This is a genomic window from Aquabacterium sp. TM01 (assembly GCF_057808345.1).
In genome coordinates this window covers 2,608,156-2,630,261 of record NZ_AP046529.1, presented here as the reverse complement: position 1 = coordinate 2,630,261, position 22,106 = coordinate 2,608,156, and the positions used below count along the sequence as shown (strand labels likewise).

At 65.3% G+C, this 22,106-nt stretch carries 15 protein-coding genes and 2 pseudogenes; 8 read left to right on the top strand and 9 right to left on the bottom strand.

Features of this window, described 5'->3' with window-relative positions:
- Positions 1-25 precede the first annotated feature (25 nt).
- Both AC3WW4_RS12025 and AC3WW4_RS12020 read left to right on the top strand, forming a co-directional pair.
- Entirely contained in the window at positions 26-1,183 is a 1,158-nt protein-coding gene (locus AC3WW4_RS12025) for a BMP family ABC transporter substrate-binding protein (protein ID WP_488828695.1), read from the top strand.
- 143 nt (positions 1,184-1,326) lie between these two features.
- Positions 1,327-2,379, top strand: a complete 1,053-nt coding sequence (locus AC3WW4_RS12020; RefSeq protein ID WP_488828693.1) for an adenosine deaminase — start codon at positions 1,327-1,329, stop codon at positions 2,377-2,379.
- Positions 2,380-2,424: 45 nt separating this feature from the next.
- On the opposite strand, the gene AC3WW4_RS12015 is transcribed toward AC3WW4_RS12020, so the two are convergent.
- Positions 2,425-3,210: a YoaK family protein gene (locus tag AC3WW4_RS12015; RefSeq protein WP_488828691.1), complete on the bottom strand. Its 786-nt coding sequence runs from the start codon at positions 3,208-3,210 to the stop codon at positions 2,425-2,427.
- Positions 3,211-3,279: 69 nt separating this feature from the next.
- Between AC3WW4_RS12015 and AC3WW4_RS12010 the strand changes: the two genes are divergently transcribed.
- Positions 3,280-5,895, top strand: coding sequence for an ABC transporter permease (locus AC3WW4_RS12010; protein ID WP_488828689.1), 2,616 nt, complete (start codon positions 3,280-3,282; stop codon positions 5,893-5,895).
- Positions 5,896-6,011: 116 nt separating this feature from the next.
- Here the strand turns inward: AC3WW4_RS12010 and AC3WW4_RS12005 are convergent, their stop codons facing one another.
- The 5 genes from AC3WW4_RS12005 to AC3WW4_RS11985 form a co-directional block, all read right to left on the bottom strand.
- A complete protein-coding gene (locus AC3WW4_RS12005) occupies positions 6,012-6,572 on the bottom strand; it encodes a chemotaxis protein CheW (protein ID WP_488828687.1) in 561 nt (186 codons plus the stop codon).
- A 131-nt stretch (positions 6,573-6,703) separates the two neighbouring features.
- Positions 6,704-10,216 (bottom strand): EAL domain-containing protein, encoded by a 3,513-nt coding sequence (locus tag AC3WW4_RS12000; protein WP_488828685.1) that lies wholly within the window; start codon positions 10,214-10,216, stop codon positions 6,704-6,706.
- Positions 10,217-10,379: 163 nt separating this feature from the next.
- On the bottom strand, positions 10,380-10,586 hold the full coding sequence (locus AC3WW4_RS11995; RefSeq protein ID WP_488828683.1) for a hypothetical protein: 207 nt from the start codon (positions 10,584-10,586) through the stop codon (positions 10,380-10,382).
- A gap of 124 nt (positions 10,587-10,710) precedes the next feature.
- Positions 10,711-12,972 (bottom strand): diguanylate cyclase, encoded by a 2,262-nt coding sequence (locus tag AC3WW4_RS11990; protein ID WP_488828681.1) that lies wholly within the window; start codon positions 12,970-12,972, stop codon positions 10,711-10,713.
- Between the two features lie 201 nt (positions 12,973-13,173).
- Entirely contained in the window at positions 13,174-13,404 is a 231-nt protein-coding gene (locus tag AC3WW4_RS11985; RefSeq protein WP_103524200.1) for a helix-turn-helix domain-containing protein, read from the bottom strand.
- 107 nt (positions 13,405-13,511) lie between these two features.
- On the opposite strand from AC3WW4_RS11985, the gene AC3WW4_RS11980 reads away from it, so the two are divergent.
- Positions 13,512-14,624, top strand: a complete 1,113-nt coding sequence (locus AC3WW4_RS11980; RefSeq protein WP_488828678.1) for a hypothetical protein — start codon at positions 13,512-13,514, stop codon at positions 14,622-14,624.
- Positions 14,625-14,626: 2 nt separating this feature from the next.
- Positions 14,627-15,100: a hypothetical protein gene (locus tag AC3WW4_RS11975; protein ID WP_488828677.1), complete on the top strand. Its 474-nt coding sequence runs from the start codon at positions 14,627-14,629 to the stop codon at positions 15,098-15,100.
- A gap of 102 nt (positions 15,101-15,202) precedes the next feature.
- On the opposite strand, the gene AC3WW4_RS11970 is transcribed toward AC3WW4_RS11975, so the two are convergent.
- A complete protein-coding gene (locus AC3WW4_RS11970; protein ID WP_488828675.1) occupies positions 15,203-15,859 on the bottom strand; it encodes an ankyrin repeat domain-containing protein in 657 nt (218 codons plus the stop codon).
- 90 nt (positions 15,860-15,949) lie between these two features.
- Here AC3WW4_RS11970 and AC3WW4_RS11965 point away from each other — a divergent pair.
- Together AC3WW4_RS11965 and AC3WW4_RS11960 are read left to right on the top strand one after the other, a co-directional pair.
- Positions 15,950-16,876: pseudogene (locus AC3WW4_RS11965) on the top strand (IS1634 family transposase); the annotation flags it as partial.
- Between the two features lie 45 nt (positions 16,877-16,921).
- Entirely contained in the window at positions 16,922-17,266 is a 345-nt protein-coding gene (locus AC3WW4_RS11960; protein WP_290906486.1) for a BLUF domain-containing protein, read from the top strand.
- A 367-nt stretch (positions 17,267-17,633) separates the two neighbouring features.
- Here the strand turns inward: AC3WW4_RS11960 and AC3WW4_RS11955 are convergent, their stop codons facing one another.
- A complete protein-coding gene (locus AC3WW4_RS11955; protein WP_290906459.1) occupies positions 17,634-18,884 on the bottom strand; it encodes an MFS transporter in 1,251 nt (416 codons plus the stop codon).
- An 81-nt stretch (positions 18,885-18,965) separates the two neighbouring features.
- On the opposite strand from AC3WW4_RS11955, the pseudogene AC3WW4_RS11950 reads away from it, so the two are divergent.
- Positions 18,966-20,023: pseudogene (locus tag AC3WW4_RS11950) on the top strand (RNA methyltransferase).
- Here AC3WW4_RS11950 and AC3WW4_RS11945 read toward each other — a convergent pair.
- Positions 20,024-22,051 carry an alkyl/aryl-sulfatase gene (locus AC3WW4_RS11945; RefSeq protein WP_290906465.1) on the bottom strand — a complete coding sequence of 676 codons (2,028 nt, stop codon included), beginning with the start codon at positions 22,049-22,051 and terminating at the stop codon, positions 20,024-20,026.
- Between the last annotated feature and the right edge of the window lie 55 nt (positions 22,052-22,106).

Below are 22,106 nucleotides of genomic sequence, written 5' to 3'. Positions count from 1 at the left end.
ACCCGCTTTCACACCTGGAGATGAAATGACTTCACCTTTGTCCAAGCGTTCTCTGTTGAAGATGGGCGGCTGGGCCGCCCTGGCCGCCACCGCCGCGCTGGTCGGCTGCAGCAAGACCGAGCCTCAGGCCACGACCGAGGCCGCCTCCGGCGCGACCTCTGGCGTCGTCAAGGCTGAGCCTTTGAACATCGCCTTCGCCTACGTTGGCCCGGTGGGCGATGCCGGTTGGACCTACGCCCACAACGAAGGCCGTCTGGCCGTCGAGAAGGAATTCGGCGACAAGGTCAAGACCAGCATCGTCGAGAAGGTGCCCGAGGGCCCCGAGGCCGAGCGCGTGATCCGTGACCTGGTGGGGCAGGGCGCCAAGCTGGTGTTCGGCACCACCTTCGGCTACATGGAGCCCATGCTCAAGGTCGCCGCCGACCACCCTGAGGTCAAGTTCGAGCACGCCACCGGCTACAAGACCGCCGCCAACATGCGCACCTATGACGCCCGTACCTACGAGGGCGCCTACATGGCCGGCGTGATCGCGGGCTCGATGACCAAGTCCAACACCTTGGGTGTGGTTGGCTCCATCCCCATCCCCGAGGTGATCCGCAACATCAACTCCTTCACCCTGGGCGCCCAAAGCGTCAACCCCAAGATCAAGACCAAGGTGGTCTGGGTCAACGCGTGGTTCGATCCTCCCAAGGAAACCGAAGGCGCGCAAAGCCTGCTGAACCAGGGTGCTGACGTGCTGTTCCAGAACACCGACTCGGCCGCCGTGCTGCAGACGGCTGAGAAGGCGGGCAAGTACGCCTTCGGTTGGGACTCCAACATGAGCCACTTCGGTCCCAAGGCCCACCTGGCCTCGGCCGTCATCAACTGGGGTCCGTACTACATCAAGGCCACCAAGGACGCCCTGGAGGGCACTTGGTCCACCGGTGGCGTGTGGTGGGGCGTGAAGGAAGGCGCCATTGACCTGGTGGCGATGTCTGACGCCGTGCCTGCCGAGGTCAAGACCAAGGTCGAGACCATCAAGGCTGGTTTGAAGGACGGCAGCTTCACCATCTGGAAGGGGCCGATCGTGGGCACGGATGGCAAGGAAGTGCTGGCCGCTGGCGCCACGGCCGACGACAAGTTCCTCGGTGGCATCAACTTCTACGTCAAGGGCGTGGAAGGCTCGGTGCCCTCCAGCAAGTGAGTCCCCAGCGGCCGTGTTGAACACGGTCGCATCTCACGCTATAACAGGCTGTCCCGCGTGGACGGCCTGTTGTCCTTTCCGTCGACCGTTTTCGCTCGACGCTTCTCTCTCGATTCATTTTGCCGCGACAGCGCAACACTCCCATGAGCCAGCCCGCCTTCACCATTTCCCAGGACCAGTTGCCCGCCTTGGTGCAGGCCATGCCCAAGGCCGAACTGCACATGCACATCGAAGGCTCGCTGGAGCCTGAACTGATCTTCGCCTTGGCGCAGCGCAACGGCGTCACGCTGAGCTACCCCAGTGTCGAGGCCCTGCGTGCTGCCTACGCCTTCACCGACCTGCAAAGCTTCCTCGACATCTACTACGCGGGTGCCTCGGTCTTGCTCAAAGAGCAGGACTTTCACGACATGGCCTGGGCCTACTTCCTCAAGGCCAAGGCCGACAACGTCGTCCACAGCGAACTGTTTTTCGACCCCCAGACCCACACCGACCGGGGCGTGCCCTTCGAGGTGGTCATCAAGGGCCTGCACAGTGCCTGTGAGCGCGCCCGCACTGAACTCGGCGTCAGCGCGACCCTGATCATGTGCTTCCTGCGCCATCTCAGCGAAGAAGCCGCGCTGGAGACGCTGGCGCAGTCCCTGCCTTACCGCGATCTGTTCGTCGGCGTCGGCCTGGATTCCAGCGAGCGCGGCCACCCGCCCGAAAAATTCGCCCGCGTCTTTGCGCGTTGCAAGGAGCTGGGCCTGCACCTGGTCGCCCACGCCGGCGAAGAAGGCCCGCCCGAATACATCATCAACGCGCTGGACGTGCTGCACGTGGAGCGCATCGACCACGGCGTGCGCTGCGTCGAAGACCCGGAACTGGTCAAGCGCCTGGCCCGCCAGGGCACGGCACTCACCGTCTGCCCGCTGTCCAACATCAAGCTGTGCGTGTTCCAGACCATGAAGGAACACAACCTCAAGACCCTGCTACAGCACGGCCTGAAGGTCACCATCAACTCAGACGACCCGGCATATTTTGGCGGCTACATGAACCAGAACTTCCTGGCCATCTTCGCCGACCTGGACCTGGACGCCAACGACGCCTACACCCTGGCGCGCAACAGCTTCGAGGCCAGCTTTGTGAGCGACACCGTCAAGGCCGGCTGGATCGCCCAGCTCGACCAGACCTTCGCCCGTTTCAGCGCCCAGGCCTGATCCAGCGTTGCTGCCGCCTTGAGTCAGGCCGACCTCTGACCTGACTCAGGCTTGTTCGTCCACCGTCACGGGCGCACGCTTGGCCGGGCGCGCGTCCACGTTGCGATCAGGGATGAACTGCAGGGAGGACAGGGCAGCCAGCAACAGGGCTGGGGGCACCGTGGCGATGTAGCCCAGGTGCTTGAACCCCAGCGCGCCCAGCAGCCCGCCCAGAAAGAACATCAGCACCAGGCTCAGGTGCAGCCGCAGGCGCTTCAGGTTCGCCCGCACAGCGGGGTGCTCCGGGCTGTCGGGTGTGCGGTTCCAGTACAGCATGCGCCCCAGTTCGATCCCGATGTCGGTCACCATGCCGGTCACGTGCGTGGTGCGGATCACCGAGTTCGACACCTTGGTGATCATGGCGTTTTGCAGCCCCATGATGAAGCACAGCAGCACCACGGTGAGGATCAGCGAGGAGCCGATCACCCGGTGATAGGCACCCAGGACGCCGAACACCAGCATCAGGATCGCCACGAGCAACAGCGGCGCCGAAAATTCGTGACGCGAGCGGCGCCGCCGTGCCCAGTTGATCATGACGGCCGAGGTGGCCGCGCCTGCCAGAAACGACAGCACCGAGATCAGTGCGCCCTTGACCAGATCCAGTTGCCCCAGCGCCAGATGGTCGGCCATCTCGGACACCAGCCCGGTCATGTGTGAGGTGTACTGACTGACCGCCAGAAAGCCACCCGCATTGATGGCGCCGGCATTGAAGGCCAGAAACAGACCCAGATGGACATCGGTGCGCCGGGTGCGTTCCGGCGCGGTCAGGGTCCGCAGGTACTCGACGGGCATGGCTTGAGCAAACTTCCGCTAAAGCTGACATCATCGCTCAATTGCACGTGGGACCGACTACAAACCGACATGGCTGATCCGTTTTTGCACACCATTCCCGCCTGGCGATGGGCCCTGATCCAGACCCGTCGCGACCTGCGTGCCACCAGCATGCGCGTTCTGCTGGTGGCCGTGACCCTGGCCGTGGCGGCCCTCACTGCTGTGGCCTTCTTTGCCGACCGCATCGAGCGCGGCCTCAGCCGCGACGCGGCCCAGTTGCTGGGGGGCGACGTGGTGGTGGTGGGTGACCAGCCCTTGCCCGATGACTTCGTGCGCCGCGCCCAGGCCGAGCAGTTGCGCACTGCGCGCACGGCCAGTTTCCCCAGCATGGCCCGAGCGCCCGATGACTTGGGGGGGGAGGCCCGCCTGTCCAGTCTCAAGGCCGTGGGCGAGGGCTACCCGCTGCGTGGCCAGCTGACCCTGGGTGAGCTGGATGCCAACGGCACGGTCCAGTCCCGCGGCCCCGCCCCCGCTGACGGCCCCCGCGCCGGTGAGGCCTGGGTTGACCCCGGCCTGCTGTCCGCCCTGAATCTCAAAATGGGCGATGCCATCTGGCTGGGCGAGGCGTCCTTTCGCATCAGCGCCGTCATCGTCAACGAGCCCGACCGAGGTTCGGGCTTCAGCTCCTTCTCGCCCCGCGTGATGATCCGCGAGTCGGACCTGCCCGCCACCGAACTCATCCAGCCCGCCAGCCGCGTCACCTATCGCCTGCTGGTGGCTGGCCCCGCGCGCCGGGGTGATGTGGGTGCCCCAGCTGACCTCAAAGGGGCTGTCCCCGGGGACAACGCGGCGCAAGGGGCCCTGAAACGCTTCGTGCGCGACAGCGAGCCGGCCGTGGAGAAGCTGCGCGGCGTGCGCGTCGAGACCCTGGACCAGGGCCGACCGGAAATGCGTGCCACGCTCGACCGCGCCGCCTTGTTCCTGCGCCTGGTGGCCTTGCTGGCCGCCTTGCTCTCGGCCGTGGCCGTGGCCGTCGTCTCGCGTGACTTTGCCCAGCGCCGCCTTGACGACTGCGCCTTGATGCGTGTGTTGGGCGTGTCGCAAACGACCATGGCCTGGTCGTATGCCTTGCAGTTCCTGCTCGTGGGGATGATGGCCAGTGCGCTGGGCTTGCTGCTCGGCTGGGGCTTTCACCACGTCTTCGTCCACATCCTGGCCGATCTGGTCAACGTGAGCCTGCCGAATGCTGGCTGGCAGCCCGTCTTGCTGGGCGTGGGCACGGGCGTGTTGCTCACCCTGGGCTTTGGCCTGCCGCCCGTGCTGCAACTGGCCCGGGTGCCGCCCCTGCGCGTGCTGCGGCGCGACTTGGGGCAGGTGAGGGTGCTGTCCCTGGGCATGGCCGTGCTCGGCATCGGTGCTCTGTTTGGTCTGCTGATGGTGGTGGCGCAAGACCTCAAGCTCGGGGCCATCGCCCTGGGCGGTTTCGTGCTGGCCATGCTGGTGTTTGCCGTCTTCGCGGCGTTGGCCGTGTGGGTGCTGCGCCGCGCCGCCCAAGCCTTCGCGGGCCGCCTTCCGCCCTGGCTCACCCTGGCCACCCGCCAGCTCACGGCGCAGCCCGGGCACACCATCGTGCAGGTCTGCGCCCTGGGCGTGGGCCTGCTCGCGCTCATGCTGCTCATCCTCATCCGCACCGACCTGGTGGCCAGCTGGCGCGCCGCGACCCCGCCCGATTCCCCCAACCGCTTCGTCATCAACATCCAGCCCGATCAGGTGGACGCCTTCCAGGCCAGGCTCAAGCAAGCCGGCGTCAAGCAATACGACTGGTACCCCATGGTGCGCGCGCGACTGATCAGCATCAACGGCCAGCCCGTGCGCGCACAAGACTACGTCGAAGAGCGCGCCCAGCGCCTCGTCGAGCGCGAGTTCAACCTCAGCTACGCGGCCCAGGCCCCGGCGCACAACCCCATCGTGGCCGGTCGCTACCAGGCCGAAGAGCCCGATGCCTTCAGTGTCGAGGCCGGCCTGGCCGAGACCCTGGGGCTCAAGATGGGCGACCGCCTGCGCTTTGACATGGCCGGCGTGCAGCACGAAGGCCGCGTCACCAGCCTGCGCAAGGTCGACTGGGCGTCCATGCGCGTCAACTTCTTCGTGATGGCCCCGTCCAAGGCCATGCCCGACTGGCCCTCCACCTACATCACCGCCTTCCGGATGCCCGAGCAATCCCAGCTCGACCGCACCCTGATCCAGCGCTTTCCCAACCTCACCGTGGTGGACGTCTCGGCCACGCTCAACCAGATCCAGCGCGTGCTGGCCCAGGTCATCACGGCGGTCGAGTTCCTGTTCATCTTCACCCTGGTCGCGGGTCTGATCGTGCTGATGGCGGGCCTGATGACTTCGCGCGAGCGCCGCGCCCGCGAATGGGCGATCCTGCGCTCCCTGGGGGCCACGCAAGACCTGCTGGCACGCGTGCAGCGCATTGAGCTGCTGGGGGTGGGGGCGCTGGCTGGCGCGCTGTCGGCTGCCGCCGCTCTGGCCATTGGGGCCGTGCTGGCTGCCAAGGTGTTCGATTTCGCCTGGCAGGCGCCCCTGTGGTGGCCGCTGCTGGGGGCGGTCTCCGGGGCCTTGCTGGCCTGGCTGGCGGGCTGGTGGAGCCTGCGCGGCGTGGTGCAGCGCCCCGTGGCGCTCACCCTGAGGCAAGCCGAATGACGCGAGGGGGCAGGGCAGGGGCGATGCCCCCTGGCCTCAGCCTGCCGCCCGCCGCCGTGCAGGCATGAAAAAGCCGGCATGCAGCCGGCTCATTGTTCAGGCCCAAACCTGCGCGATCAGGTCGCGCTCAGGCTGTTGATCAGGCCCATCTCGGCGCTGCCCATCAGCGACTCGATGTCCATCAGGATCAGCAGGCGGTCGCTCACATTGGCGATGCCCGTGATGTAGGTCGTGTCCACGATCGAGTTGCTCATCTCGGGCGCGGGCTGGATCATCTGCTCGCTCAACTGCATCACATCGCTCACCGAGTCCACCACGGCGCCGACCACGCGGCCACGCACGTTCAGCACGATCACCACGGTGAAGCTGTTGATCTCGGCCTCGCCCTGGGCGTTCAGGCAGTTGAACTTGATGCGCAGGTCCACGATGGGCACGATCACGCCGCGCAGGTTCACCACGCCCTTGAGGTAGGCCGGGGCATTGGCAATCTTGGTGGGCGGCTCATACGAGCGGATTTCCTGCACCTTCAGGATGTCGATGCCGTACTCTTCACTGCCCAGCCGGAAGGTGAGGTACTCGCGGCCCGGGGGGGCATGGCGCACTTGGCGCGACGGGGTGTTGCGCAAGGCCAGCGACGATGTCTGGGGGGCGGTTGCCTGCGGGGTGTCCATGCTCATCCTCTGTCGATTCTGCGGCGCCATGGATTGGCGCACGCGGTAAAACGTTCACTGCTGGCAGTATCAGGCAGATATCCGGAAAGACAAGTGCAAAACGCACGCTCGTCCGCGCTCAAGCTGCCCGATCAGGCTCACCGTTGCGTGGACCACTCACCCAGGGGCGCGGGCCGTCCGAACAGATAGCCCTGGAAGGCACGGCAACCAATGGACGTCAACTCCGCCCGCTGGGCTTCGGTTTCCACGCCCTCGGCAATCACGTTCAGCCCCATGCTGTGCCCCAGCGCCACGATCGTGCGCGCAATGGCCGCGTCATTCGGGCTGGTGCAGATCTCGCGCACAAAGCTTTGGTCGATCTTGAGCTGGTCCAGCGGCAAGCGCTTCAGGTAGGACAAGGACGAATAGCCCGTCCCGAAGTCGTCCAGCGAGAAGCTCACCCCGATGTCCTTGAGTGCACTCATCTTGGCGATGATGTCATCCACGTTGGACACCAGCATGGTCTCGGTCAACTCCAGCTTCAGTCGCTCCGGACGTGCGCCGGTGCGTGCCAGCACCGCCTTCACCTGGTCCACGAAATCAGCCTGGCGGAACTGCCGCGCGCTGATGTTGATGGCCAGCGTGTGGTCGGCCGTGGCAGGCTCGCGCGCCCAGTCCAGCAACACGTGGCAGGCGGTTTCCAGCACCCACAGTCCGATCGGCACGATCAGCCCCATGTCCTCAGCCACTGGAATGAACAGGTTGGGCGGCACCAGGCCGCGCTGCGGATGCGGCCAGCGGATCAGGGCTTCGGCTCCATTGATGCGGCCGGCCGCGTCTACCTGGGGCTGATAGAACAGCCGGAACTGAGACTCGTTCACGGCCATGCGCAGGTCGGCCTCCATCTGGGTGCGGGCCATCAGTTTGGCCTGCATCTGGGGGTCGAAGAAGCGGAAGGTGTTGCGCCCGGAGCTCTTGGCCTGGTACATCGCCAGGTCTGCCTGTTTCAGCAGGTCGTCCAGACTGTGTTCATGGTCGATGAACAAGGTCACCCCAATGCTGGGGCTGTTCAGGTAGTAGCGGTCGCCCAGTCGGTAGCGCTGCGACAGCACCTCGTGGATTTTCTCCACCACGCTCTCCGCCCGCGTGGCCGCGTGTTCGGCGTCCTCGTGCAGGCCCTCCAAAATGACCACGAACTCATCACCACCCAGGCGCGCAATCGTGTCGCCTTCGCGCAGGGTGCTCACCAGGCGCTCGGCCACCTGTTGCAACAATTGGTCGCCCACCGCATGGCCGGCCGTGTCGTTGAGGTTCTTGAAATTGTCCAGATCCATGAACAGCAAGGCGCCGTACTGGCCGTTGCGCTTGCTGGTGCTCATGGCGTGCTGCAGACGATCCATCAGCAGCCGCCGGTTGGGCAGCTTGGTCAGCGGATCGTAGAACGCCAGGCGCTCGATTTCCTGTTCGGCGGCCTTGCGTCGGGTGATGTCGCGCACCAGGCCCACGAACATCGGCGCGCCGCCGCGTGTGACCTGTGACACCGCCAATTCGATCGGGAACAGGTTGCCGCTCTTGTGCCGTCCTTGCAGTTCACGGCCCATGCCGATGATGCGGGAGTGCCCATTGTCTTCGTAGTCGCGCAAATAGCCGTCGTGCGCTTCACGGTGCGGCGAAGGCATCAGCATCTTGACGTTCTGGCCGATGACTTCGTGCGCGGCGTAACCAAAAATCTCCTCGGCTGCGGGGTTGAACGACTCGATCCCCCCTCGCCGGTCGATGGTGATCAGGCCATCGACGATGTTGTCCAGCACCGCCTGCGTGTAGTCGGCCTGCTCCTGCAGCGCGATCCGCGCCTGCTGCTGCGCACTGATGTCGATGTGCGTGCCAAACATGAGACACGGCAGCCCCTCGGGCGTCCAGGTCGTGACACGGCCACGGGTGTTCACCCACACCCAATGGCCAGCCTTGTGCTGCATGCGGCATTGCATCTCGAAGTCGCTTTGTCGGCCCGAGAAATGCTGCGCCAACAGGGCTTCGGCTTGCTGCACATCGTCCGGGTGCATCAGCCGCTTCCAGCAATCGACGTTGTGAGGCAAGAGCTCGTCCAAGGTGTAGCCCAGCATGCTGCTCCAGCGCTCATTGAACACAGCCTCACCCGTCTGGATGTTCCATTCCCAGGTGCCAATGCGCGCGCCATCGATCACCGCCGCCAGGCGCTGCTTGTTGTGTTGCAAACGCTCGGCGTCACTCTTCTCGCGTGTGATGTCCGACTCGATGGCAATGAAGCCCTGCAGCACACCGGTTTCATCGCGCAGCGGGTTGCAACTGATGCGTACCCAGTACGGTTGCCCGTCCTTGCTGTAGTTCACCACGTCCACGGTGAAGGCTTCGCCCCGGCTCAACGCGTCACGCATCAGCGCGATGGTCTCGGGGTTCGTCTGCTCACCTTGCAACAAGTCGCCAGGGCTTTGGCCTACCAGTTCGGGCAAGGTGTAGCCCGACAGGCGTGTGAACCCGTCGTTGATCCACTCGATGCAACCGTGGGGGTCGGTGATGACCACTCCGTTGGTCGTCTCGCTGGCCACGCGGGACAGGCGGGCCAGCTCGATCAGGGTGCGCTCATGGGCCTCCTGCGCGCGCGCGGCACTGATCAGCTGGCCAATCGTGCTCAGCAGGGGTTGCAGAAACGTCACCACTGCCAGGTCGTAGCCACCGGGGCGGTTGGCCAGCCCCAGCATGGCCAACATCTGGCCGCCGTGCTGAATGGGAATGCCCAGGAACGCGTCCAGCGCCGGGTGGCCGGGTGGCAGGCCGCCCCGGCGAGCGTCGCTGCCGGGAGCGTTGGCAATCACCACTTCGCCCGTGGTCAACGCCGCACCAAAGAGCGTCTTCAAATTGGTGAAGGCCATTCCCTTGGGCGCGTGCGCGTCGTAGAAAGCGCGGGAGGGCTCATCCCAGGCGATGTTGGTGATCGCGTGGGTCTTCAGATAAGGCTCACCGTTTGCGGCGTAGCGGACCTCTCCCACAAAACCATACTCGCTGTGGGTCAGGGCCAGAATTTCGTTGAGCAACGTGTCAAACGCCTTCTTCCGCCCCGACTCCTGGATGAACATCAACTGAGCACGTGACACGACCTCACCCAGGCGCTGCGCCGACTGCAGCGCCTGACTTTGCTCATGCAGATCGACGTGTCCAATGGCCTGCTCGACACAGTCGGCCAGGTCGCGCAAGGATTGACGTTGGGCGTCGGTCAGCGGGGGGCGGGGCTGGTCATCCAGAATGCACAGGGCGCCGATGCGGTGCCCGTCCAGCGTCAACGGCGCACCCGCGTAATAGCGAACGTGGGGGAAGCCGGTGACCAAGGGACTGTTCTGAAAGCGCGGGTCCAGACGGGCGTCGGACACCTCCAGGATGTCCGCCTGCAGGATCGCCTGCGCGGTGAAGGACACTTCGCTGGACGTGCCATTGATGTCGGCCGGACCCTGGCGGGATTTCAACCACAGACGGTTGTCCGCCACCACCGACACCAGCGCCACCTTGACGCCAAACATCGCCCTGGCCAGACGCGTCAGGCGGTCGAACTTGTCCTCGGGCTGCGTATTGAGCAGTCCGGTCGCCTTCAAAGCGAGCAGCCGGTCGCCTTCAGTGGCCGATGACTCAGGTTCTTGCATGGATTCCGGGATGCTCGGCGGCACAGGGGGACGCGGGTTGCACGCACCCTTCTTGCCCAAGCAAGCATCGCCGGTCTGGCAGGTCTGATGACTGCCCCCTCACGCAACCGCCATGTTGCGAAAAGCGGTAGTGTCACGGTGTGCGTACACCCGAGTGATCCCTTCAGGGATTCGGGCCACCCTTGCTGCCACGGCGGCTTTGCGACTGGTTGTTGCCCCCCATGTGAGACTCCCGATCACTGCGGCTTTCGGGGGTTCGTTGCCCCTGATTCAGCTGCGTGGCGTCTTGTTCACCCATCTTGTTGGTGTCATTGACCACCTTGCCGGTGTGCGGGGTCTGCGTGTCACGTGGATTCTGATGCTTGCTCATCACGGTCTCCTGTGGACTTCACGAACGGGGCCAGTCGTGCAGGCATCATAGGCACCAGAGGAGGGGGGCGTCTACAGCTTTGAGTGTGTTGGCCCTGGAGGCCGGCTTTGCGCCCCGGAATGGCTCATCCTTGGGCATGCCAGCGCACCACCTGGTTGCGCCCGGTCTGCTTGGCCTGATACAGAGCCTGGTCTGCGTTGCTGAGCACCTCGGCGGCATCCCAGCCATCCGTGTTCATGGCCAAACCGATGCTCACGGTCACCCGGATGTCGCCCGCGGCTGTGAGGAAGGGCTGGGCGGATATCCGCTCGCGGATGGCATTGGCCTTGCTGAGGGCGTCGTCGGGTGAAATCTCTTCCAGCACCAACGCAAACTCTTCGCCACCCAGGCGTCCCGCCATGTCCCCTTGGCGCAGACCGTTGCGAAGACGGGAGGCCACTTCTTGCAACACCGCATCACCGATCGGATGCCCATAGGTGTCGTTGACCCGCTTGAAGAAGTCGATGTCCAGCATCATCACCGCACAGCCCGCTGTCGGGCTGCGCTGAGCCTCTTCCAGGGTGTGTTTCAGCGAGGCCATGAAGGCCCGTCGATTGGGCAATCCTGTGAGCGGATCGGTCGATGCCAGCGCGGTGAGATTGCGCTCCTTGAGTTTGCGCTCGGTGATGTCGTGCAACAACCAGACGCGTCCGAGGGATTCGTCGTGGTCGGTGATCTCGATGCGCTTGATCTCCAGCACCCGATCCGCCGGGCCCTCCACCTCCAGGGTGGTGCCGCTTTCTCGGCGTTCCTGGGGGTGGGCGGCACTCAGCCACTCTGCCGTTGTCGGCCCCAGCAGCGCCAGCAATTGTTCGTGCGGCAAACCGATCAACTCCTGGCTCTGGGCAGACAGCCCCAACCATTCCATGGCGACCCGGTTCAAAAATACCACTCGGTGGTTAGCGTCCTCGATCAGCACCCCACCGGGAAAGCGCTCCAGCAGCACGTCCAGGCGTTTGCGCTCCACCAGCAGCGATTCGTCTGCCCGGCGCCGGTCGGTGACGTCGGTGTAGGTGCCCACGACCAGACGCGGTTGTCCCGAGGCATCGCGCTCGGCCACTCGCGCTCGCACCGACACCCACACCATTTGTCCGGCGTTCGAGCACATCCGGATCTCCGCGGCGAAGGCGCCGTCATGAGGTTGCCGCAGGTAGTCTTGCCATGCCTGTGTCAACACCGGCAGATCTTGAGCGTGGATGAAACTCGACCAGTCTTGCGAGACCGCCGCGCCAGAGGGCGCAGGAGTGAGCAGCATCTTGGACAGCCCGTCATCGTCCCACACGACCTTGCGGTCGCTGGCGTGCCACGACCACATGCCATTGTGAGCCGAGTGCAGCGTGACATGGAGGCGCTCGTGCGCAATGCGCAGCTGCTTGGCCTGCCGTGCTGCCTTCCACCTCAAGTGGCTGACGAACAGCATCATCGCGACCAGCAAGACGCTGCCGATGAGACTGCGACGCCAGGTTTCCTGCTGCGCCAGCGCAACCGGGGCCAGGGCCTTGGCCTTGCTGATGCCCACGCTCACAACCAAGGGATAGTTGCGCAAGCGATGCCATGCGTAGTAACGATCCACACCATCAACGGGGGCGATGGTGTGGTATCCCCCTTGGCTGCGCTCGGGGTGGACGAGAAACTCCCGGTCGATGGGGACCGATTGGCCCAGCACTTTGTCGATGTGATGTGAGCGTGCGACGTAGCTGCCATCGTGGCGAACGATCAGCGCAGCATCTTGCGGGTCGGTGTAGACCTGTTGCAGGGCACTGGAGAGATAGTTTGCCGACACCGAAATGATCAGGACGCCCTGCCGTTGCCCCTCTTGGTCGATGGGGCGACTCAGCACAATCACCGAGGCATTGCTGATGCGGCCCATCGTTGGGCGGCTGACGAACAAGCGGGCGGGGGGCAGGGGGCTCGCAAAGTGTGCCTGGAAGTAGTCCCGGTCGGCCACGGACACCTTGCCGTTGGCACCGCGGCCGCTCAGGTCCAGCACTGAAAAGACCATCTGCCCCTGGGCATCCGTCACGGCCACATTGAGGATGGCGCCGTTTGGCAGGATCGATTGCGCGAGCGTGGCCGCCCTGCGGAACCTGCCGTCGTCCTGATGGCGCCAGTGCTCAATCAGGTGTTCCGAGACATAGTCCAGCTGGTGCAGCATGGCCTCGGTCTGCAGGGCCAGGGCATGAGAGGTTTGCTCAATGCCGTGCTTGGCCAGATCTTCTGCCAGCCGGGTTTGGCGCTCGGCGCCGGACTGTGCCTGAGTCCAGAACACCGTCATGAACACGATCACCACCACCCAGCTCGCCAGCAGCAACAGAAGTTCAGGCGGGTGACGTTGGGACGGTGGCATCAATGACGGGCTGACGAGGCAAGGCAAGTAGCGGCAGGCGAGCTGCGGGTGCGCGCACCCGCTTGGGTCAGACGTTAAAGCGGAAGATGGTCTCGGAAGTGCCGTTTTTACTGGGGCTCACTGCGGATCGGCTCATTCCGTAGTCACCTCCGTATACATTTTTTTCGGGCATCCCCATGTGGGGGGGGGCCTCACCCGTGTTCACTTGGTCTGCTCCGCCAAAAGGTCGAGCACGTCGGTCTCCAGGATCGCGCCCAGCTTGCACAGGACCAGCAGGGACGGGTTGCCCACGGCGCGCTCGATCTGACTCACGTAGGTGCGATCCACATCCGCGCTGAGGGCGAGCGCCTCCTGCGACAAGCCACGCTTGCCCCGGAAGTCTTTCATGTTGCGCGCCAAGTCCTGACGCACTTGCTCGTAGTCTCGTCCCATCAACGCCGAGCATGGGCGTCATGAGACCTTTAATCCACGGACTATATTCGACAATGTCGAATATAGTCTTCATAATCAGCTCAACTTGAGATCAAGGGAGCTGATGGATGAGTGGAGTCTGCTTTCGGATGCTGGCCGGGCTGGCCGTTGTGATGACCGTGACCGGCTGTGTCACGACACAGCCGCAGGCTGACGGTTCGACCAAGGTTCACCTCTCCTTGGGTGGCGTGTCGAAGGTCAGCCAAGGTAACGTGGCACTGCCTACTACTACCGAGACTCGCCCAGCCGTCGTTACCAATCAAGCAAAGCCAGACCAAAGCGCGCCGCCCGGCGCTCCTGGCATCCGTGCAACAGCCCTGGCAGGCGTCTTCAGCAAGCACTCCTACGACGGAACGCCCAAGACCTACTTCCCCCGCGTGGCTGTCACCGTCACGGACTGGTCCCGCAGTGACTGCTGGATCGGCACCGCCACCATTTGGTGGAGCAAGACCAAGTCCGAAGCTGTGCCCGCCTTCTCTGTGTGCTGGGGACAGTCGGTGGGGTACGCGGTCAACAACGCCGCGAACCTGCACCTCTTCATGCAGCAGATGGCGGTCGAGCACAGCGGCAATGTCCGCACTGTTGGCCCCAAGCCGCCCATGCTGGCCATCCCCGACCGGCAGCCGATCAGCGAGCGGCAGCAGCTCGCCTTCCAGGGGTTCATCCAGCAACTGGTGCTCGACACCGGATGGCAGCCGGGCGCACCGACCAATCTCTGGTTGGTAGGGTATGACGCCAACGCGGTCATCAAGCCAACCGTGCCTCCTGGCTCCAGCAACGGAGCGTCACAGCCCGTGGACGCCAAGACCAAGGCGCAGCTCGAACAGGCGCTGAGCTGCACGGCCATCGGTCCACGATTTGAACTGGCTGAGTCGCTGCTCAAGCAGTCGGGATGGAATCCAGATCAAGGCGTAACGCCGGTCACGCTCGCCGAGCCCGTCAAGGTCTATGAGTTCAGCGTCCGCAAGGTGGCGGTGTCACGTGACGGGGGTGAGCAAACCTACCGCAGCTACCTGCCCGGCCTCACGGTCCGCCAGCTTGCGAAATCAGCCTCGCTGAAGCTGGGCAAGGATGGCAGGACCTATGGCCGTTTGACCAAGGTCGGCGTGCTGTCGGCGGGCACGGAGGGCGGCGAAGCCACGCTGACCTGCACAGTCAACACCGAAGGTTCGGAGGGCTGAGCATGTCGATGCAATGCCCTAGTTGCGGCAGCACGCACATTCAGCCGATGGCTGTTGTGCATGCGGGCGGTACACAGGAGTTTCACGCAACGCACACGGCGGTCACTTCAGATGGGCAGTTCGTTCAAGGCAGCAGCCAGGGCGCTCAGTCCACGGTGTTGGCTCAGCATTGCGCCCCGCCTGCACCGCCGTCACCGATGCCGTTCATCATCGCGTTTGGGCTGGGTGGAGCGACGGTCTATCACGCTGCTACGGTGTGCGACCTTTTCGAGCGGGGTTGCCGGGTCGGCATGTCCTTCTTGGCGCTGCTCATCTACAACTGGAAGCAAGCGGCGGTCGGGATTGCAGTCATCGCGCTGGGCTGGCTACTGATGAAGGGCTGGCATGCCCAGGCTAAGGCTTACAGCGCGGCGAAGCGCCAGTGGCAGCGCACGTGGTTCTGCCATACGTGTGGGCAGGCTCATCAGCGGGGATGACGGCAGCAACCGATTACGGTAACTATCGTAATTACCGTAATCGCCTGATGAGCCGACGCTCACAGTCCCGAGCCAACAGGTGCAAGTGCTAAGGGCCTGCCGTCAGCAGGAATTTCGGCTCAGGTAGTTCAGCACCCGCCTCGACTGAAAGGCTCGCGCGATCAGCCAACTGTCTTGCCCATGTGCATCTGGCCTGAGTGGATCACCACCCCGTTGGATCATCAAATCAAACAGCTCGGTCAAGTCGTGTTCGGCCGCCAGCATCAGCGGTGTTCGGCCAGGAACCGGATATTTGTGAGATGCGTTCGGGTTGGCTCCTACTTCCAGAAGTGCTGCGGCGATTCGCATCAACTTGGGAACGGATTGCCTTGATACGAGCTGGTCAACCAGCACCTTGGCCACAGCAACTGCCAGTTCTTGATGCGAGCGCAACGCAGCTGTGCTCGAACCGAAGGCGCCTGCGATTCCGACACCGAATCGGCGCAACGTGTCCTGAAGCACCAAGTCTGGCTCCTGCATCATTCGCGCAGTCAAGGTGACCAGTATCCGCGTCGGGTTCACCCTGCCAGACAACTGGCTCACTAGGTAGTACAGCGGTGACTGGCTGTCGGTCAGCGCGCGCTGCTCAACATCTGCTCCTTGCATGACCAGGGTTTCGACGACATCTGGCAGCCCCAGATCGATTGCGCACATCAATGGCGTTAGTTGCTTTCGCTGGGTGGCCGCATTGAGGGTGGCAGGTTGATGGGGCTTGTCCAAAAGCAGGTCCAGTACCTCGCGCCTCCCGCTCTGTTCTGCGTGCTGAAGTGCACAGAGCAGTGCGGATGCATTGGAGCTGTCCAGTTCGTCTATCCGCACATCCGGCGCCTGGTCATCGTGGCAGACCGGGGCCTGCTGTCGCTCGACAACGTCGCAGCCCTGTCTGAGCTGAAGCTGCCCAGCGGCCAGCCGATGGAATTCATCCTGGCGGTGCCGGGGCGGCGTTATAGCGAGTTCGCCGAAGTCCTGCAGGCCATGCAGGCCAAGATGGCCGACGCATCGTGTGAGGTCATTGAGGAAACCCGCTGGGGTGAGCATCGACTGGTGATCGCCCACGACCCCGTCACCGCGCAGGAGCAATCGGCCCAGCGGCAAGGCAAGATCGACGCATTGCACGTACGCGCTGCCGAACTGGCGGGCAAGCTCGATGCGCAAGACGATGGCGTGATGCGCCGCGGTCGCAAGCTCTCCGACAGTGGTGCCAAGGCGCGCTTCTTCCACGAGGTCAGCGACGCTCACCTCAGCCGCATCATCAAGGTCGACCTGCAGTCCGACGTGTTCACCTATGCGCTCGATACGCAGGCCCTGCAGCGTGCCGCACTCATGGACGGCAAGCTGATGCTGGTGACCAACGTGGCCGATCTCAGTGCCACCGAGGTCGTGCAGCGCTACAAGGCCTTGGCCGATATCGAGCGGGGCTTCAAGGTACTCAAGTCCGAGATCGAGATCGCCCCCGTCTTCCACCGTCTGCCCGAGCGCATCAAGGCCCACGCCAGCATCTGCTTCATGGCGCTGATCCTGTACCGGGTCATGCGCCAGCGCCTCAAACTCGCTGGCAGCCCGCTGAGTCCCGAAGCCGCGCTGGCCAGTCTGCGGCGCATTCAACGCCACAGCGTCAGCATCGACAACGGCGCCCCTGTCTCAGGCATCTCCAGCATCAACCAAGATCAGGCCGCCACCATGGCCGCCTTGAAGGTCAAAAAGCTCAGCAACGAACTCCAGTTATCCCTCCTGTAGTGGCACGCTGACTAGGTCAACCTAGTCAAATCAACCACTTACAGCATTTGGTGTCGAACTCGGGAGGCGTGCGGCGTCACCGGGGTGTTGCTCCACCAGGGCGGCAACTTCTTTCAGTACCTGGAAGGGCCAGAGGAAGGCGTGGCGCAGGTCTACGCACGTGTGAAGAAGGCCACCAGCCACCACGGGCTCATCGAACTCTTGAACGGCCCCGTTGAGCAGCGCCACTTCACAGCGTGGACCATGGGCTTCGCCGAAGCGGCCCGCAGCGACTTGCAGCGCATCGCCCATGCATCTTGGGCCACCGAGCTGGGGCGCATCTCAAGCGCCGCCAACGCGGCCAACCCCGGCCTGGTCCTGCTGCTTGATTTCTGGCACCGAGGCACGTGAGCGCCTCCTGAGCAACACGCTCGGCGCAGGCAAAACGAGCAGCTTCAAGCTCAACCCACGCACGACCCAACGTCGCACGCCACCAGCGAGGCGAAAAGGGGCGGAGGCGCTGTGCGGGCGGGCGCCTGGGTGGTGCCGAGGAGCGCAGCGGCGAGGTGGGCGCGCGCAGCGCGCTTCGTCATCTGACTGGCCCGAGTTGTTTGAACGCAGCGTCCGAAGGACGCGGAGTGAGTTCGAGGGCCCCACCTCGCCGCGAGCACCGCAGGGCAGTCCTGCCAAAGGCAGGACCACCACCCTTGAAGCCCGACCGCACATCGCCGCAGCCCTCGCCTCGCGCTCCCCCGACAAAGCGCTCAAACAAAAACAATCAAGCCGAAGCCAAAGCCTGCCGATGCACCCGGCCGCCCACCGCCGAAGCCGCCAGCACCCCCAACATCAGCACCAACGCAGCACCCGCAAAAACGCCAGCAGGGTGCCCGTGGTCCATCATCCAGCCGAACACCGGCGCCGCCAGCGCAAAGCCCACGTCCAGCCCCGAATACACCGTGCCATAAACCCGCCCGGTCGCCCCGGGAGGCGCAGCCCGCTTGATCAGCATGTCCCGCGAAGGCCCCGCCAACCCGGTCCCGAACCCAGCCAGGGCCACGCTCGCCGCGCACATCAAAGGCGGCAACCACCCCGTCGAAGCCAGCACCAGCAGCACCGCCGCCAGCGTCATCGCCGCCGCGATCAAGCGCTCCAGCCGCTCGGCGCGCTGCACCAGAAAGCCGCCGATCACCATGCCCGCCGCACCACACAGCATGTAGCCCGTCACCACGAAAGCGGTGATCGCCTCGGGCAGCCCCACCAGCTGCTGCAAGGCCGGGCTCGCAAAGCTCTGGATCGCGCTCAGTGCCGCCGTGGTGAAGAAGAAAAACGAAAAACACAGCCACACCGAAGGCAGCTTCAAGAACGCCATCGGGTGCTCGCTCACCGGCGTTTGCGCGGCCGCCGCCCGGTGCGCCGCATGGTGGTCATCGATGGCCTCACGCTGCCACCACAGCAGCGCGATCACCGACAGCGACACCAGCGCCGCGCACGCACACGCCACGCGCCAGCTGCCCGTGGCCGAACTCAGCCCGATCAAGAACACCGGCGCCGCCGCCCAACCCAGGTTGCCGCTGATGCCGTGGATGGAGAACGCGTGCCCGATGCGCGCCATCGACACCCGCTTGTTCAAGATGGTGAAGTCCACCGGGTGAAACGGCGAGTTGCCCAGCCCCGCCAGCGCCGAGGCCAGCATCAGCCCGCCATAGCCCGTGGCCAGTGAGGCGCTCAGGCCCGCCGCCACGAAACACGCCAGCCCCGCGAACAGCACCGGCCGCGCGCCAAAGCGGTCGACCACGAAGCCGGCCAGCGCCTGCCCCACGCCCGAGATCACGAAGAACAGCGTGACCAGCAGCCCCAGCTGCGCGTAGCTCAGCCCGAAGTCCCGGATGAACAGCGGGAACAGCGGCGGCAGCAGCATGTGGTGAAAGTGCGAGGTGCCGTGGGCCAGGCCGATCAGGCCGATGGTGGTCGCATCCTGGCGTGCATCAGGGGAAGCAGGGGCGGGCGAGGGCAGGGTCGAAGCGGTCATGGGGCGTCACTGTACGCCTGGGGCCGAAGGCGCGCAGGCGGGCGCCTGACTACACTTGCGCCTGAACCGTCCTTTTTCCCCATGCGCATCGAACACATCCGCCAGCGCCTGCGCGCGCTCGGCGCCAAGCCCATCCACGAGCAGCGCGTGCTGCGCCTGTGGGCCCAGGCCCTGCCGCAAGGCAGCGGCAAGCGCCGCCCCGAAGACTTCCTGCCCCAGCCCGTGCGCGAGGGGCTCGATGCGCTCATGAGCGAAGTCATGGGCCTGGCCACGCTGCGCTCGGCCCACCCCGGCTCGGACGGCTCCGAGCGCCTGCTGGTGGGCCTGCAAGACGGCCAGACGTGCGAGAGCGTGCTGCTGCCGCGCGATGGCCTGTGCGTGTCCTCGCAAGTGGGGTGCGCGGTCGGCTGCGTGTTCTGCATGACCGGCAAGGACGGCCTGCTGCGCCAGATCGGCAGCGCCGAGATCGTGCGCAGGTGGCCCTGGCGCGCACGCGCCGCGCGGTCAAGAAGGTCGTCTTCATGGGCATGGGCGAGCCCTCGCACAACCTCGACAACGTGCTCGAAGCCATCGAGCTGCTGGGCACGTTGGGCAACATCGGCCACAAGAACCTGGTGTTCTCCACCGTGGGCGACCCGCGCGTGTTCGAGCGCCTGCTGCAGGGCCGCGTCAAGCCCGCGCTGGCGTTGTCGCTGCACTCGAGCAAGGCCGAGCTGCGCCGCGAGCTGCTGCCGCGCGCCACGGCCATGTCGCCCGAAGAACTCGTGGAAGCGGGTGAGCGCTACGCGCGCGCCACCGGCTACCCCATCCAGTACCAGTGGACGCTGCTCGAAGGCATCAACGACGGCGACGACGAGCTCGAAGGCATCGAGCGCCTGCTCAAGGGCAAGTACGCGCTGATGAACTTCATCCCCTACAACGAGGTCGAGTCGCTGGACTTCAAGCGCCCGAGCTGGGAGCGTGCCGCCGAGATGGCGCGCTGGCTGCACCGCCGGGGCGTGCTCACCAAGCTGCGCCACTCGGCCGGGCAGGACGTCGATGGTGGCTGCGGCCAGCTGCGTGCGCGCGAGAGCGTGCTGCCGGCGCACAAGCTGGCCAAGCCCGGCGCGCGCACCGTGGTGCCGATCGCGCCGGCTTGATCACCGCGTGACGATCGGGAACACCCCCGTCGGCTTGTCGAGCAAACCGAAGAAGCGCCCCAGCGCCAGGCGGCTGCCGTCGATGCTCGTTTCCTTCGATGTCAGCAGCGCCATCGCACCGGCCTGGCCCGTGACCATGCGGATGAAGAAGGGGTGCGTGACCGTGAGCGTCGCATCGGCATCGGCCACGGGCGTGCCCGGCTCGATGGCCTCGTGGCGCAGCACGCCGTTGGCCACGCGCAGCACGTAGGCCTCTTTCAGGTCAGAGAAGACCATCTTGATCGTCAGCTTGCCGTCGCCCGCCTTCTCGGCGTTGAGCGACGCGGCCATCGATTCCAGGAAGCGCTCGATGGGCGTGTGCTGCAGCAGGTCGGCAAAGGCCACGCGCGACTGCGCCTGCGTGGGCGGGCCGTCGCGCAGCTCCAGCGCGCCGCTGAGGTACACGTTGCGCCACGGCGCCGACTCGGCCAGGTAGCCCAGTTGCTCGAAGCTGCGCGCCAGCAGCTCGCGCGAGGCTGTGTCCTTCGGGTCGGCGTAGACGGCGTGCTTGAGCAGCTCGGCCGACCAGCGGAAGTCGCCCGCATCAAAGGCCTTCTGCGCCGTGGCGCGCAGGGCATCGGCCCCACCGGCCAGCGCCACGTAGCCCTTGGCCGCTGCCACCGGCGGCAGCGCGTCCAGGTTGGCCGGGTTCGCGTCGTACCAGCCCAGGTAGAACTGGTAGACGGCCTTGACGTTGTGCTTGACGGTGCCGTAGTAGCCGTGCACGGCCAGGTCCTGCTGCAAGGCGGTGGGCATCTTCAGCGTCTCTGCGATCTCGGGCGCGGTCAGGCCCGCGTTCATGCCGCGCACCGTCTGGTCGTGGATGAACTGGTAGCTGTCGCGCTGGTGCTCGATGAAGGTGCGGATGCGCTCGGCGCCCCACACCGGCCAGTGGTGCTGGGTGAAGACCACCTCGCTGCCTTGCACCTGTGTCAGCGCCTCGTTGAGGTAGCCGGCCCAGCGCGTGGCGTCGCGCACCTTGGCGCCGCGCAGCGTGTAGAGGTTGTGCAGCGTGTGGCCCATCAGCTCGGCGCCGCAGTAGGCCTTGAGCTCAGGCAATGCGAAGGTGAACTCCGAAGGCGCCTCGCTGCCCGGCACGTTGAAGAAAACGAAGCGCACGCCGTCGATGACGTGTTCTTCGCTTGGCTTGTGCACCAGCAGCGTGGGCGGCAGGATGCCGACGCGGCCAAAGGGCACGGCCTTGCCCAGCCCGTTGTCGACCACGCCGGTGGCGTTGGCCGGCAGGCGGCTGCCGTACATGTACATGGCGCGGCGGGCCATGGCCGTGCCCATCAGCACGTTCTCGCTGGTGGCCTCTTCCATGAAGCCGGCCGGCGCCACGATGGGCACGTTGCGGGACTTGGCTTCGTCGGCCGAGATCACGCCCAGCACGCCACCGAAGTGGTCGACGTGGCTGTGCGTGTAGACCACCGCCGAGACCTTCTGCGCGCCCAGGTGCTGGCGCGCAAACGCCATGGCCGCGGCGGCCGTTTCGCGCGAGGTGCCGGTGTCGACCACGATCCAGCCCGTCTGGCCCTGGATCAGCGTGATGTTGGACAAATCGAAGCCGCGCAGCTGCCAGATGCCCTCGCGCACCTGGAACAGGCCGGTCTGGTTGTTCAGGCGCGCCTGGCGCCACAGGCTGGGGTTGACGCTGTCGGGCGCGGCCTCGGCCTGCTGGAAGGCGAAGGCGTCGTGGTCCCAGATGACCTGGCCGGCCTCGTTGCGCACCTGGCCGCTGGGGGCGGCGATGAAGCCACGGCGGGCGTCGGTGAAGTCGCTGGCGTCGGCGTGCTGGAGCTGGTGGGCCACCTCGGCCTGCGCGCGCTGCACGGCCGGGTGCACCGGGCCGCCGGGCTGCGAAGCCGCGGTGCTGGCCGGGCGAGCGGGCGTGCCGCAGCCGGCGGCGACCAGGCACAGGCTGGCCAGCAGGGCGGTGGGCAAAAGGCGTGGGTGCAGGCCTGAGTGCAGGCGTGAGCGAGGGGCCATGTGGGTCTCCAGGGCTGTTGTGGGAAGCAGCTCGGATCGTGGGCGCGGGCGCACA

Excerpts from the sequence above, each read along its gene's own strand:
- AC3WW4_RS12025 (WP_488828695.1), top strand. The coding sequence starts at position 26 with ATGACTTCACCTTTGTCCAAGCGTTCTCTGTTGAAGATGGGCGGCTGG.
- AC3WW4_RS12020 (WP_488828693.1), top strand. The coding sequence starts at position 1,327 with ATGAGCCAGCCCGCCTTCACCATTTCCCAGGACCAGTTGCCCGCCTTG.
- AC3WW4_RS12015 (WP_488828691.1), bottom strand. The coding sequence starts at position 3,210 with ATGCCCGTCGAGTACCTGCGGACCCTGACCGCGCCGGAACGCACCCGG.
- AC3WW4_RS12010 (WP_488828689.1), top strand. The coding sequence starts at position 3,280 with ATGGCTGATCCGTTTTTGCACACCATTCCCGCCTGGCGATGGGCCCTG.
- AC3WW4_RS12005 (WP_488828687.1), bottom strand. The coding sequence starts at position 6,572 with ATGAGCATGGACACCCCGCAGGCAACCGCCCCCCAGACATCGTCGCTG.
- AC3WW4_RS12000 (WP_488828685.1), bottom strand. The coding sequence starts at position 10,216 with ATGCAAGAACCTGAGTCATCGGCCACTGAAGGCGACCGGCTGCTCGCT.
- AC3WW4_RS11995 (WP_488828683.1), bottom strand. The coding sequence starts at position 10,586 with ATGAGCAAGCATCAGAATCCACGTGACACGCAGACCCCGCACACCGGC.
- AC3WW4_RS11990 (WP_488828681.1), bottom strand. The coding sequence starts at position 12,972 with ATGCCACCGTCCCAACGTCACCCGCCTGAACTTCTGTTGCTGCTGGCG.
- AC3WW4_RS11985 (WP_103524200.1), bottom strand. The coding sequence starts at position 13,404 with ATGGGACGAGACTACGAGCAAGTGCGTCAGGACTTGGCGCGCAACATG.
- AC3WW4_RS11980 (WP_488828678.1), top strand. The coding sequence starts at position 13,512 with ATGAGTGGAGTCTGCTTTCGGATGCTGGCCGGGCTGGCCGTTGTGATG.
- AC3WW4_RS11975 (WP_488828677.1), top strand. The coding sequence starts at position 14,627 with ATGTCGATGCAATGCCCTAGTTGCGGCAGCACGCACATTCAGCCGATG.
- AC3WW4_RS11955 (WP_290906459.1), bottom strand. The coding sequence starts at position 18,884 with ATGACCGCTTCGACCCTGCCCTCGCCCGCCCCTGCTTCCCCTGATGCA.
- AC3WW4_RS11945 (WP_290906465.1), bottom strand. The coding sequence starts at position 22,051 with ATGGCCCCTCGCTCACGCCTGCACTCAGGCCTGCACCCACGCCTTTTG.